The sequence below is a fragment of the Thermodesulfomicrobium thermophilum DSM 16697 genome (genome assembly GCF_059568695.1).
On the sequence record NZ_JCANTW010000013.1, the window covers coordinates 127503 to 140402 of the forward strand.

Genomic DNA, 12900 nt, shown 5'->3' on the forward strand with positions numbered 1-12900 from the left:
ATGCAGACCAAGATCGTGGCCACCCTCGGTCCCGCGTCCCTGGAACCTGGTGTATTGCGTGCCATGGTGCACCATGGCGTGCGCATCTTTCGCCTCAATTTTTCCCACGCCGACGCCGCCCACTTCGGTCCGGTGATCCAGAAGATCCGCGCCGTGGAGGCGGAGACCGGGGTGCTGCTCACGGTCATGGGGGATTTGTGCGGCCCCAAGATCCGCATCGGCGAGGTGGCGGGCTCTCCCTTGCAGATCCGCAAAGGCGCCTACGTGTGTTTGGGCGCGCCTGGCGAAAAGCCCCAGGAGACGGACATCTTCATCAGCCTGGAGGCGGTAGAGCTTCTCGAAGGTCTTGGCGAAGGCATGCCCGTGTCTTTGTCCGACGGTATGCTCCAATTTCGGGTGGTCAAGGTCTTGAAGCCGGACCGGCTCTTCCTCTTGGAGGCGCAAAACGGCGGGATGCTCACCTCCAACAAAGGCATCGCCTTTCCGGGTAAAAGCCTGCGTGTGGCCGCGCTCACGGACAAGGACCGCCGGGACCTGCACGAGGGCCTGGACATCGGCCTCGACGCCGTGGCCTTGTCCTTTGTGCAGAGCCGTGACGACATCGATGACATCAAGGCCGAAATCGCCCGGCATGGCACCTGGATCCCGGTGGTGGCCAAGGTGGAGCGCCGCAACGCCGTGGACGACATCGACGCCATCGTGGATGCCGCGGACGCCATCATGGTGGCCCGGGGTGATCTGGGGTTGGAATGCAGCCCGGCGGAGCTGCCCATCATTCAGAAAAAGCTCCTTCGCGCCTGCCGCCACGCCCAGAAACCGGCCATCGTCGCCACCCAGATGCTCCTTTCCATGGTGAAGAACCCCGTGCCCACCCGGGCCGAGGCCACGGACGTGGCCAACGCCATGCTCGACGGCGCGGACTGCGTCATGCTTTCGGAAGAGACCGCCATCGGCTCCTATCCGGTGGAGGCCGTGCGCTTCATCCAGGAGATCGCCCAGTACGCCGAGCCCTATTACCTGGAGCGCATCGGCGGCCCGTATCGGCCCAAGGAAGAGAAAAATCCGCCCAAGTTCATCGCCTATTCCGCCTGTCTCTTGGCGGACAACGCCGAAAGCGCCGCCATCGTCTGCCACTCCACCACCGGCGCCACGGCGCGGTACATCTCCAGCCGCCGGCCGCGGCAGCCCATCTACGGCATGACCACCGACGCCCGGGTGCTGCGCTGGCTCAACTTTTTCTGGGGCGTGACTCCGGTGATGAGCGATGCCTCCATCCCCAGCCACCAGAAGCGGGCGGAGCGCTTCGTGCAATCTTTTGCGGGCTTCCGCCATGGCGAGAGTGTGGTCATCGCCAGCGGCCAGGCCACGCCCGGCATGCCGGCGGTGATGACCAACGAGATCAAGGTGTATTACAAGTAATACGTGAGGAGAAGGAGGAGATATGCGCGTCGGTGTATGGCCCATGATTTTGGCGGTGGCCACCGCTGGAGCCGCGGGTGCGAGCTTCATCATACCTGCCCCGTGGGGCAGTGTCGTGGTGTTGCTCTTGGCTCTGGCCCTGGTCGGGACGTTGGGATGGCAGGCGCGCGGTGGAGCGCGGACTGCCGCGCAGGCGTCGGGGGAGAGCGACCTCGCCGCCATGGCGCACGTGCTTGATGCCGCCAGCACCGGCCGCTTTCAGCAGGTCCTCGATTTCTCCGGGGCTGCCGCCAGACAGATCCAGCGTCCTGTCAACGCCCTTTTGGCCTTTGTGGTGGGGCTCATTGGATCGGTGGACGGTCAGAACCGCATCCTGGGCGAGGTGCAGCAGTTTTTGATGAACTTGGATGCGCGCCTGCAAGATCAGATCTCCCGCACCGAGGCCATGGCCAAGGATGTGCAGGGCGCGGCCACGCAGTCCGTCCATGACGCGGAGACCATCTATCAGTCCATGGAGGACATGTCCGTGGCCACCACGGAAATCGCCACTTCCGTGTCCAAGACCGCCCAAAAGACCGCCGAAGCCCGGGAGCAGGCGGAAAACGCCGCGGCCTCCATCGCCAAGCTCAGCGAGAGCTCACGCAATATCGGCGACGTGAGCCAGGTGATTCGCGCCATCGCCGCCCAGACCAACCTGCTTGCCTTGAACGCCACCATCGAGGCCGCCCGTGCCGGCGAGGCGGGTCGCGGTTTTGCCGTGGTGGCCAACGAGGTCAAGGAGCTGGCTCGGCAGACCGCCGAGGCCACGGAGAAGATCACCGCCCTCATCGAAGGCATCCAGAGCGATGTGGATGACGCCATCGCTCGGGTGCAGGGCATCACCGGCTCCGTGGCCGAGGTCAACGACCTCGCCTCTACCATCGCCAGCGCCACGGAGGAGCAGACCGCCACCATGGCCGAGATCACCACCAACGTGCGCCGCACCAAGGAAGCCGCCACGGTGGTGAAAGAGCGGGCCGACGCCCTTATGGCCTCCACCGAGGACTTCGCCGCCATCGCGCCCCAGGTGTCCATCGCCAGCGAGGCCATGGCGCGTATCGTCAAGTCCAACACCGTGGTCCTGTCCAAAGTGGGGGTCGCGCCGGGGATGGAGGCGCGTTTGGAAGCAAGTCTGTCCGCAGCCGCACGGCTCAAGAGCATCTTCTTCAAACACATTGCGTGGGGCAATGCGGTGATGCGGGCCATTGTTGCGGGGGTTCCACCGGAAGTGGAGATGGATCCCAAGAAGTGTGCCTTGGGCAAATTTCTGGAGACCTACCAGCCGGAACACCCCGAGGTCCGGCGCATCCTCCAGACTCTGCATCCCCTGCACGACAAGCTCCATGCCTCGGCTGGGCTGGTGCGGCAGGCCACGGCCGAAGGGCGGTCGGCAGCGGACATCATGCAGATCTTTTCCCAGGAGATCTCTCCGGTGCTGAGCCAGGTTCTGGACTTGCTCTCGCAGTGGATCACTGTGGAGGAAGGAAGCCGCGCCCAGGACGGCGGGGTCTTCATGCCGTGGACCCAGGATTTGGAACTCGGCATCCCTACCATCGATGAGCAGCACAAAAAGCTCGTGGCCATGATCAACAGCCTGCACCGGGCCGTGGAGAAGAACGACGCCGCCGGCGCCAAGCGGGTGCTCCAGGAACTGGTGGAATACACCGGCTACCATTTTGGCACGGAAGAGAAATTCTTCGACCAGCATGGATATCCGGAGGCCGAGGCCCACAAGACCATTCATAAGAAGTTGGTGGAAAAGGCCCTTGCCTTCACGAAGAAGTTCGACGCCGGCGACGAGTTCTTGGCTCAGGAGCTGCTCAATTTCCTCAAGGATTGGCTGATGAGTCATATCTGTGTTACGGACCGAAAATATGTACCCTTCTTGCAGGGCAAAGGAGTCCGCTAGACTGTTGCCAGACGTGCCGCCGCGGGGCGCCGCAGTCTTGCCAAAGGCCGGCGCGTCTGGGTGAGCGCGTCTTCGGTCCGGTTCTCATGCCAACGCCCCCATTTCGGGGGCGTTGGTCGTGGAGGAAGCCTGAATGCGGCCGAGGCTCAGCGTTGGCGGCCCCAGTCCAGGGGGGATTGCCAGGCGTGGCGCAGGGCGGAGAGCGCCGCCTGGGCAAGGAGGGTGCCGGCGTGGGTGAGGCGCAGCGTGGGCTCGGCGCACGTCTCGCCGATGCGGGCGGCGTCTGCGCCCACGAGGGCTTCGAAGGCGTGGGTGCGGTCTTGGGGCACACTCACCACCAGGCGGCTTGGGCTTTCGCTGTAGAGGACTTCTTCCGGGTGCTGGCAGCCGTGCGCCGGGATGGCGGAGGCGTCCACCACCGCGCCCAGCGCCCCGCCCAAGGCCATTTCCGCCACCGTGACCGCGATGCCGCCGTCGGAGACGTCGTGGCAGGCGGAGATGAGCCCTTCGCAGATGGCGGCATAGAGGCGCTGGTAGCGCTGCCGGGCCGCGAGGGCGTCCACGTGGGGGATGGCGCTGGAAATCCCCAGGGCCTGGGCGTATTCCGAGCCTCCGAGGTCGCCGTGGGTCATGCCCAGCACGTAGAGGGCCTCGCCGGGTTTTTTGAAGTCCGCGGACACGGCGCGGGTCACGTCCGGCATGATGCCGAGCACGGTAAAGAGCACCGTGGGCGGGATGGAGATCTTGACGCCGCCGCCCAGGTAATCGTTTTTCATGGAGTCCTTGCCGGAGATGCACGGCACCCCGAAGGCGTGGCAGAAGTGGGACAGGGCCCGGGCCGAGCGTACGAGCTGGGCGAGCTTGAAGGCGCCGTCGGGGTTTTTGTCCGAGGCGATGGGGTCGCACCAGCAGAAGTTGTCCACCCCAACCAGTTGGTCGGGGTCCGCGCCCACGGCCACGGCGTTGCGGATGGCCTCGTCCATGGCGTTGGCGGTCATCCAATAGGTGTCGAGGTCGCTCAGCTTGGGGCAGATGCCGCAGGCGAGAACCGCCCCGCGCAGGCTGTCCAGCCGCGGCCGCAGCACTGCGGCGTCCGTGGGGCCGCCCGCTCCCATGAGGGGTTTGATGACGCTGCCGCCCTGCACCTCGTGGTCGTATTGGCGGATGACGTATTCCCGCGAGCAGATATTGAGGCGGCCGAGCATGGCGAGCAAAAAGTCGGTGCCGTTTTCCACCCGCGGCCGGGAGGTGGCGGCTGCGGCCGCAGGCGGGGTCCAGAGGGCGGAAAGCTCCATCTGCGGGGTGCCGCGGTGCAGGAAGTCCATGTCCAGGGCCGCCACCACGCGCTCTCCGTGGCGCACGAGAAAGAGGCCGGAGTCGGTGAACGCCCCCAGATCCGTGGCCTCCACGTCCATTTCCCGGGCCAGGTCCAAGAATGCGCCGAGCTTGTGCGGCGGCACGGCCACGGTCATGCGTTCCTGAGCCTCGGAGACGAGGATTTCCCACGGCGCAAGCCCCGGATACTTGAGGGGCGCGCGCGCCAGGTCCAGCTCGCAGCCGCCGGTGTCTTGGGCCATCTCGCCCACGGAGGACGAAAGGCCGCCGGCGCCGTTGTCGGTGATGGCGTTGTAGAGCCCCTGGTTCCGGGCGCGCATGAGAAAATCGTACATCTTGCGCTGGGTGATGGGATCGCCGATCTGCACCGCCGTGGCCGGAGAGCCTTCGTGAAGCTCTTCCGAGGAGAAGGTGGCGCCGTGGATGCCGTCTTTGCCGATGCGGCCGCCCACCATGACGATGCGGTCGCCCACCTGGGCCTTTTTCTCGTGGCTGGGGCGGCCGGCCACGGTGGCCGGCATCTTGCCCACGGTGCCGCAGAAGACCAAGGGTTTGCCGAGGAAGCGTTCGTGGAAGACGATGGCGCCGTTGACCGTGGGCACGCCGCTCTTGTTGCCGCCGTGCTCCACCCCTTCGCGCACGCCTTCGAAGATGCGGCGCGGGTGCAAGAGCCGCGGCGGCAGCTCGCCGTCGTAAAAAGGCGAGGCAAAACAGAACACATCGGTGTTGCACACCAACTCCGCCCCCATGCCGGTGCCCATGGGGTCGCGGTTGACGCCCACGATGCCGGTGAGCGCCCCGCCGTAGGGGTCCAGGGCCGAGGGGCTGTTGTGCGTCTCCACCTTGATGCAGAGGTTGGTCTCGGCGTCGAAGCGGATGACGCCGGCGTTGTCCTTGAAGACCGACAGGCACAGGTCGTCCGCCCCACGCAGGGCGCGTAGGCGGGCGGTGGTGGCCTGGATGCAGGTCTTGTAGAGGCTGTAGATGGTGCTTGTATGCCCGGTAACTGCATCGCGGTAGTGGATGCGGGCGCTGAAAATCTTGTGTTTGCAGTGCTCCGACCAGGTTTGGGCCAGGCATTCCAACTCGGCGTCGGTGGGCGCCGGGCCGAGGCCATGGCGGCTGCGGCGGGCAGCCACCTGCGGGTCCGCGAAATAGGCGCGGATGGCCTGCATCTCGGCGAGGCTCAAGGCCAGGGTGCGGGAACGGCTGAGTTCCAGAAGCTCCGCGTCATCCAAGGACGCAAGTTCCATGACCTCCACCGCGGCCGATGCCGTGGCTGCCACCACCGCCATCTGCGGGGCAAATCCCGGTTCCTTTTCCCATTCCTGGCGGCTTTTGATGCGCAGGCGCTGGATGAGTTCGTTGGCCAAGAGGTCCCGGCCGATGTGCTCCACCTGCGCCCGGGAGAGTGTGCCGAAGATGCGGTACTGGGTGGCGGTGGAGACCTGGACGCCGCGCACCCCCAAGGCCAGGGACAAGGTCTCCCGGGCGGTGCGGCCTTCGTTGTCCGTCACGCCGGGGCGAAAGCCCACTTCCAGCGCCCAGTCCGGAGTCGGCTCCAGGGGCGTGAGGGAGGCGGTATGGAGCACCGGGTCATGGAGCAGGGCGGCATCACAGGCCGCGGTGGCCGTCTCGGGGCTGAGGCCGTCGATGGTGTAGACCTTCACCAGGCGCACGGCGTCCACCGCGAGTCCCAGTTCGGTGCGGATTTTGTGCGCCACCCGGGCGCCTTGAGTATCGGGCAGGTCGGCGCGGGTGCCGACTTCCATGCGAACGATCATGCAGGACTCCTTGGCGACTCTGGTGGGGCGAGAAAGACGAAGGTGTTTCCGCCCCCTTGTTTGGCTTGGTAATTGGCGGCGTCGGCGCGGGAAATAAGGCTTTGTACCGAGTCGTTTTCCGCAAGTAGGGTGGCGCCGATGCTCAGGGTGCACTCCTGGGTGAGGGCCGCTGTCTGCTTTTGGATGCGGGAGGCAAGAAGGGAGAGCCCTTCGGGCGAAGCGTTGGCGCAGAGCACCAGGAATTCGTCCCCGCCGAAGCGGAAGGGATAGTCCATGCCTTTGCGGAGATTTTCGCGCAGCACGGCGCCGATGCCGGCAAGGAGCTCGTCCCCGGCGCTATGGCCGTGGCGGTCGTTGTACTGTTTGAAGCGGTCCACGTCGAAGAAGATCACCCCCAGAGGCTTGCCCGTGCGCCGGCTGCGGTCCATTTCCCGTTCGGTGATGCTGGTGAGGTGGTGGCGGTTGAAGACGCGGGTGAGGGCATCGAGCAGGGCCTGGTCCTTGATGGCGCGCTCCAGGCGGCGCACCGCGGTCATGTCCCGGCCCACGAGCACGGCGTGGTAGCGGGGCGACTGCACCCGGATGCCCAAGAGCTCCAGCACGAACTCGCGGTTGTTGAGGACCGTGCGCACTTCCACTGGTTCGCGGCGGTCGAGGAGGGCGCTTAAGTCCCAATGCGGGTCGAGGGGATTCATGGACGTGCCCAAGTCCAGGATGTTGCGGCCCACCAAGGCCTGGGCATAGGGCTTGGACACGAAGCCGATGACCCCGGCCTCGTCGATGGTCATGACGATATCAGGCATGACGCGCAGAAGCCCTGCCAGGAAATCCCGCTGCTCCACGGCCTCGAAGCCGTGGAAATGCACGGCGGAAAGGTCCTGGATGAGGAGCAGGATGCGCCGGGAGGCGTTTTCGCGGCTCGCCATGCGGTAGGCGCTGACGCTGATGCAGGGCGCGGTTTCCGCCGTCTGGGGGTCCAAAGGGCAAAAGGCCGTGCAATGGCAGTCCTGCTGAGGATCCTCGAGAAACTGGCGCCATTCCTCCGTTTGCACCGAGTGTGGCAAAAGGGCCAGGAGTTCGGTGAGCAGCGCCTCGTTGGGCGCGGCTGTGGTGAGATAGCGTCCCAAGGCCTTGTTGGCGGCGATGAGGCGGCCGTTTGCCCCGAGCAGGGCCACGCCCACGGGCAGGCTCTCCAAGAGGGCGGCCTTGGCGCGCTGGGGGGCCTGGTAGGTGAGGTAGCGGCGGTAACTGGCCGCGGCCAGACGGGCGTAGAGCTCGGTGGCGGATTTTTCCCCGCAGTCGGCCTGGGAGAGGCGCAGTTCGCCCAAAGGCTCGTCGTGGTCCGTCATGAGGATGGGGCTGAGACTTGCCGGAAGAGGCATGGTGGCAAGGAGGTTGCCTCGGCCAAGAGGCGTCGCGCCCGCCGGAGTGAGGGCGAAGCGCAGCCATCCTGGAGCTTCGGGGTCGCGCAAGACCACTTCCGCGCTCCGGCAGCCCCAATTCCAGCGGACGTGGCGGCCCATGACCGTGGCCACGGCGGATACGTCTCCGGTGACGGCCTCGATCTCCCGCGCCTGGGCAAGAAAATCCTGGATGTCGTCCACGGCGTAGGGCTTGAAGGACCACGTCGTCTGCCAGTTGACGCGCATCACCGTGCACATGGCGTCGAAGCGTTCCCCCACGGTTGCCCGCAATGTCTCCAGCCCGGCGGCGTCCAAGCCCACGGCGCGTTTGATGAGCAGATGCACCTGGCCGAGCGCCTCGGGGGCGGGTTGGGTGCGGAATTCCGCTTCTGCCCAGGCGGTGGCCAGGATGACCAGCTGGGTGAGCGGCGGGTGCTCCAGGACCCCGGCGAGATCGTGGTGGTGCTGCACCGCCTCGATGACCGGGCGCGGCAGGTTCCAGAACTCGAGAAGCTCTGCGGTGAGGGCGTGGTGCTCCATCGCCTCGGGCAGTCCCGGGCCGATCAGGTCCGCAGGGGCGCCTTTGGGCAGGCGGCCGGCAACGGTGAGGATGAGCACCGCCAGGTCCTTGAGCAACGTGGCCAAGTAGGCTTCTTGCACGAGCGAGGGATGGGCGTGCTGGGCCATGGCCTCGGCGGCCAACGCCCCCCAGACGATGGTGCGCCACGCCAGATTGGGGTCGAAGCCGTGCTCCAGGAGGACGACGCCAAGGCTGCGGTGCAGGGAAACGGCGAGGGCGATGCGCAGGAGCTCTTGCCGCCCGAGCACCACCACCGCACGGTGCAGATCGGCGATGCGTTGAGTTTGGCCGTAGGCCGGGGAATTGACCAGGGCGAGCACCGTCCCGGCCAGGGCTGGATCCGCGCGGAGGGTGTCGGCCACCGCCTTGGCGTCGGCCGTGGGGTCCACGATGATGGCCAAAAGTTTGGCCGCCACCGGGGAAAAGGAGGCACGCAGACTTTCGCGCAGGGCTCGGGACAGTTGGGCGCGCATGGTCATTTCTCCCGTTTGAGGACGTACTCGCCGATGGTGTGGAGAAGTTCCCGCTCAGGTGATACTGGGAAGAGGGAAAGGGCGCTCAGCGCGCTTTGGACGTACGTTTGGGCTTTTTCCACCGTGGCGCGGGCAAAACCGCCGTCCACCACACGCTGCTGGATATCCGCAAAATCCGCCGCAGAGAGCTCCCGGCGCTGGATGCGGTCGGCAAGTTCTCCGCGCTCGTTGTCCGGGAGGCTTTCGAGGAACAGGAGCAGCGGCAGGGTCCGCTTGCCTTCGCGCAAATCCCCCCCTTGGGGCTTGCCCAAGGCCGCTTCCGTGGCTGCGTAGTCCAGGGCGTCGTCCACCAATTGGAAGGCGATGCCCAGCCCCAGGCCGAAACGTCGGGCGGCGTCCACCACGGCGGCGTCCGCCCGGGCCAGGATGGCCCCGGCTTTACAGGCCGCCTGGATGAGGTAGGCGGTCTTGCCGGTGATGATTTCGAGGTACGCTTCCTGGGAAAGGGCCGGGGCGTCCATGGCGGCGATTTCTTCGATCTCCCCGGCGGCGGTGGCCAGGATGGCCTGGGCCGCGCAGGTGGTGAGCGCCGGGATGCCGGGGCGCGCCATGATGGCGTTGGCGTGGGCGAGGAGGGCGTCTCCGGCGAGGATGGCGGGCACGAGGCCAAAGACGGTATGCGCCGCAGGCCGGCCCCGGCGGGTAGTCGCCCCGTCGAGGATGTCGTCGTGGATGAGGGTGGCGGAGTGCAGAAGCTCCAGGGCCACGGCCGTGGCGTGCAGGTGGACTTCCGCGCCGCCCAAGGCCCGGGCGGTGAGGATGGTGAGCATGGGGCGCAGGCGTTTGCCTCCGGCGTCCAGCACGTGTCGGGCCACGGGCTGGACGGCTTGAGGCAGGCGCGCGATTTCTTCGTGGATCGCCGCATGGATGGCGGGAAGCTCGGCCTGGAAGGCGAGCTTGAGTTGTTGCGTGGTGCATGGAGTCATGGAGAGGTCCCTAGGTGGCCGAGAAGTGTGAGAGCGGCGCGGCCCGCTTCTCCCATATCCAGGCTCAAGTCGTTGGCGTAGGCGGCAATATGGTTGGCGAGCGTGGGGGCGTCAAGCTCCTGGGCGAGGGAGCGCACCAGCGGCATCACTGCCTCCGGATGGCTGCGGGCAAAGGTGAGGCTTTTTCGGATGGCGTCCTCCACCGCGGCGCGGGCCTCGGGCGGGTGCTTGCGGTCCATGGCGATGACCCCCAGGGGGATGGGGAGCCCGTGGGAGACTTCCCGCCACCACTGGCCCAGGTCGAGGGCGAGGGTGAGACCCAGGCGCGCGTAGATGAGGGCGGTCTCGTGGATGACGAGGCCGGCGTCCACGGCGCCGGTTTGGACCATCTCCGGGATGGCGTGAAAGATGGTGGGCACGGCCTCGAACTCGGGGCCGAGAGCGGCGCGCAGCAGCCTATAGGCCGTGGTGGCGAGCCCGGGCACGGCGATGCGCTGCAGGTGTTTGGGGGGCGGGGTGCGCGTGACCAGCTTGGGCCCGTGTTCCAGGCCGAAGGCCCCGCCGCAGGACAGGATGTGGTATTCGGCAAGGCCCAGGGCGGCTGCGGCGCTCACCTTGATGACGTCGAAGCATCCCTGGGCGGCGCGCTCGTTGAGTTCCTGCACGTCGTGCCAGAAAAAGCGGGCCGCAGGGCCAGGGACGCGGCCGAGAATCCACGACCCGAAGATCCAGGTGTCATTGGGACAGGGGGAGATGGCGACGTTCATGACGGGTGGGAAAACAGGGTTTGGGTGGCGTGGGCCAGGGCGGCGAGGGCGGCGGGGGCGTCCCAGCGCCGTTTGTCCCGCTCGCCCACGGCATTGGAGATGCTGCGCACCTCAAGAAAAGGGACTCCGGCCAGGCGGGCGGCCAGGGCCACGCCAAAGCCTTCCATGGACTCGGTGACGGCCTGCCACTGGCGGTGCAGCCGGGCGGCCAGCACCGGGTCTCCCGTGACTCCGGCGCCGGTGAGGGCCGGGCCGCGTATCCATTGCCTGGGAAGCGAGAGCCCCAGGGCTTGGGCCGCGGCGTCGGGATCGAGGCGCAGGACGGGCTCGGGGACGTCATCCAGCATGGGGAAGCCCAGGGGCGTCAGGGTGCCGTCAGCCTGACGCACTCCGTATTCGGGCCAGATTTCCTGGGTCGCCACGACCAGCTCCCCCAGAGGGGCGGCGGTGAGGTCGAAGCTCCCGGCGATTCCCAGATGGAGGACGCCGCGCGCCGGCATTTGTCCCAAGATCCGGGCCGTGGAGGCCGCAGCCGCTACCGGGCCCACGCCCACCACGGCGGCGTGGAGTTCGGGGTATGGGCCGAGGCGCATGGCTGCGGCGCATTCCCGCTGAGTGGGGCAGGCGAGGAGGATCACAGGCGCCAGTATACGGTTTCGGTGAGGAACCGGTCCTTGGGCAGGACCCCTTTGACGTCCATCACCACCGGCCGAATGCCAGGGCGGTGCATGGCGGCCACCATGGCGGGGTCCAGTTGGACGAAGGGGGCGTGGGCCACGGCGATGATGACGGCGTCCAGGTTCGTGAGATCCTCCAGCGGCTTCAGCGCGATGCCGTATTCCGCCAGCGCTTCGGCCGGGTCTGCCAGGGGGTCGTGCACGTGGGTTGCAACGCCGTACTCGGCAAGTTCCGCCAGGATGTCCGGCACGCGGCTATTGCGCAGGTCCGGGACGTTTTCCTTGAAGGTGAGGCCGAGGACGCCCACCTGGGCCCCGCGCACCGGGCTGCCTTGGGCGATGAGCAGCTTGACGGTCTTTTCCGCCACGAACTTGCCCATGGCGTCATTGGTGCGCCGACCGGCCAGGATCACCTGCGGATGAAACCCCAGGCTCTGGGCCTTGGCCGTGAGGTAGTAGGGGTCCACACCGATGCAGTGGCCGCCCACCAGCCCGGGCCGGAAGGGGAGGAAGTTCCATTTGGTGCCTGCCGCGGCGAGTACGTCCTGGGTGTCGATGCCCATGCGGTCGAAGATCATGGCCAGCTCGTTCATGAGGGCGATGTTGATGTCCCGCTGGGTGTTTTCGATGACCTTGGCCGCTTCGGCCACCTTGATGCTCGGGGCGCGGTGGATGCCTGCCCGCACCACGGTGCCGTAGACCTGGGCGAGCAGTTCCGTGACTTCCGGCGTTTGGCCGGCCACGATTTTGACCACCGAGGCGAGGGTGTGCTCGCGGTCTCCGGGGTTGATGCGTTCCGGAGAGTAGCCCACGAAGAAGTCCTCGCCGCAGTGCATCCCCGAGGTGGCCTCCAAGACGGGCACGCATTCTTCTTCGGTAAGTCCGGGGTAGACGGTGGATTCGTAGACCACCACTGCGCCCGGCCGCAGGTGCGCGCCCACGGTGCGGGTGGCGGCAATGAGCGGACCCAGATCCGGGGTGCGGTCCTGGCGGATGGGGGTGGGCACGGCCACCACAATGATTCCCGCCTCGGCAAGCAGGCCGGGGTCGGTGGTGTAGCGCAGAGCGGTTTCCGCCAGAATTTTGGCCGGGACCTCGTGGGTACGGTCGATGCCGGCGGAAAGCTCCGCCACCCGTTGGGGGGAAATATCGAACCCGATGACGTCGAAGTGCCGGGCAAAGGCCACGGCCAGGGGCAGGCCCACGTAGCCGAGCCCCACCACGGCCAGGGCGCGTCGGCGGTGGTGCAAATCTTCCATATGGATCATGAGGTGCTCCTTTCTGGTGCTCTCGACAGGTCCCTGGGCCTATGGCAAAGTCCGGCCATGGCTTTGGATCGACCAACTCTGCTGTGCGCCCTGGGGCTGGCCCTGGTTTTGGAAGCGGTGCCCTATTTTCTCTTTGCGGAGAAGATGCCCCGCTATTTCCGGACCATGGCTGCCATGCCGCCCCGGGCCCTGCGTCTGGTGGCTGCGCTCATGCTCGCCCTGGGGCTGGGCTTGGTGGCCTTGGGACGCGCGTAGTGTCT

General features: G+C 66.7%; 9 protein-coding genes. 3 read left to right on the top strand and 6 right to left on the bottom strand.

Annotated features, from left to right (window positions below; all coding sequences use genetic code 11):
• On the top strand, positions 1-1419 hold the full coding sequence (gene pyk / locus BR00_RS06370; RefSeq protein WP_496476755.1) for a pyruvate kinase: 1419 nt from the start codon (positions 1-3) through the stop codon (positions 1417-1419).
• A gap of 22 nt (positions 1420-1441) precedes the next feature.
• Positions 1442-3367: a bacteriohemerythrin gene (locus BR00_RS06375; protein ID WP_496476756.1), complete on the top strand. Its 1926-nt coding sequence runs from the start codon at positions 1442-1444 to the stop codon at positions 3365-3367.
• Positions 3368-3513: 146 nt separating this feature from the next.
• On the opposite strand, the gene BR00_RS06380 is transcribed toward BR00_RS06375, so the two are convergent.
• Genes BR00_RS06380 through BR00_RS06405 form a run of 6 tightly spaced genes read right to left on the bottom strand, consistent with a single transcriptional unit; the run spans position 3514 to position 12640 of the window.
• On the bottom strand, positions 3514-6486 hold the full coding sequence (locus BR00_RS06380; RefSeq protein ID WP_496476757.1) for an AIR synthase-related protein: 2973 nt from the start codon (positions 6484-6486) through the stop codon (positions 3514-3516).
• Positions 6483-8942 carry a sensor domain-containing diguanylate cyclase gene (locus tag BR00_RS06385; RefSeq protein WP_496476758.1) on the bottom strand — a complete coding sequence of 820 codons (2460 nt, stop codon included), beginning with the start codon at positions 8940-8942 and terminating at the stop codon, positions 6483-6485. The genes BR00_RS06380 and BR00_RS06385 overlap by 4 nt, the downstream gene beginning before the upstream one ends.
• A 2-nt stretch (positions 8943-8944) precedes the next feature.
• Entirely contained in the window at positions 8945-9928 is a 984-nt protein-coding gene (locus tag BR00_RS06390) for a polyprenyl synthetase family protein (protein ID WP_496476759.1), read from the bottom strand.
• Positions 9925-10695, bottom strand: coding sequence for a 1,4-dihydroxy-6-naphtoate synthase (locus tag BR00_RS06395; RefSeq protein ID WP_496476760.1), 771 nt, complete (start codon positions 10693-10695; stop codon positions 9925-9927). Before BR00_RS06395 ends, BR00_RS06390 begins: the two co-directional genes overlap by 4 nt.
• A complete protein-coding gene (gene mqnB, locus BR00_RS06400) occupies positions 10692-11288 on the bottom strand; it encodes a futalosine hydrolase (protein ID WP_496476761.1) in 597 nt (198 codons plus the stop codon). The genes BR00_RS06395 and mqnB overlap by 4 nt, the downstream gene beginning before the upstream one ends.
• 41 nt (positions 11289-11329) lie before the next feature.
• Positions 11330-12640 (bottom strand): nucleotide sugar dehydrogenase, encoded by a 1311-nt coding sequence (locus BR00_RS06405; RefSeq protein WP_496476762.1) that lies wholly within the window; start codon positions 12638-12640, stop codon positions 11330-11332.
• Between BR00_RS06405 and BR00_RS06410 the strand changes: the two genes are divergently transcribed.
• Positions 12632-12895, top strand: coding sequence for a DUF2065 domain-containing protein (locus BR00_RS06410; protein WP_496476763.1), 264 nt, complete (start codon positions 12632-12634; stop codon positions 12893-12895). The genes BR00_RS06405 and BR00_RS06410 overlap by 9 nt on opposite strands.
• The last annotated feature ends 5 nt before the right edge of the window (positions 12896-12900 follow it).

What these genes read in the sequence shown, in the direction of transcription:
- pyk (WP_496476755.1), top strand. Translation starts at nt 1, where the DNA reads ATGCAGACCAAGATCGTGGCCACCCTCGGTCCCGCGTCCCTGGAACCT.
- BR00_RS06375 (WP_496476756.1), top strand. Translation starts at nt 1,442, where the DNA reads ATGCGCGTCGGTGTATGGCCCATGATTTTGGCGGTGGCCACCGCTGGA.
- BR00_RS06380 (WP_496476757.1), bottom strand. Translation starts at nt 6,486, where the DNA reads ATGATCGTTCGCATGGAAGTCGGCACCCGCGCCGACCTGCCCGATACT.
- BR00_RS06385 (WP_496476758.1), bottom strand. Translation starts at nt 8,942, where the DNA reads ATGCGCGCCCAACTGTCCCGAGCCCTGCGCGAAAGTCTGCGTGCCTCC.
- BR00_RS06390 (WP_496476759.1), bottom strand. Translation starts at nt 9,928, where the DNA reads ATGACTCCATGCACCACGCAACAACTCAAGCTCGCCTTCCAGGCCGAG.
- BR00_RS06395 (WP_496476760.1), bottom strand. Translation starts at nt 10,695, where the DNA reads ATGAACGTCGCCATCTCCCCCTGTCCCAATGACACCTGGATCTTCGGG.
- mqnB (WP_496476761.1), bottom strand. Translation starts at nt 11,288, where the DNA reads ATGCGCCTCGGCCCATACCCCGAACTCCACGCCGCCGTGGTGGGCGTG.
- BR00_RS06410 (WP_496476763.1), top strand. Translation starts at nt 12,632, where the DNA reads ATGGATCATGAGGTGCTCCTTTCTGGTGCTCTCGACAGGTCCCTGGGC.
- BR00_RS06405 (WP_496476762.1), bottom strand. Translation starts at nt 12,640, where the DNA reads ATGATCCATATGGAAGATTTGCACCACCGCCGACGCGCCCTGGCCGTG.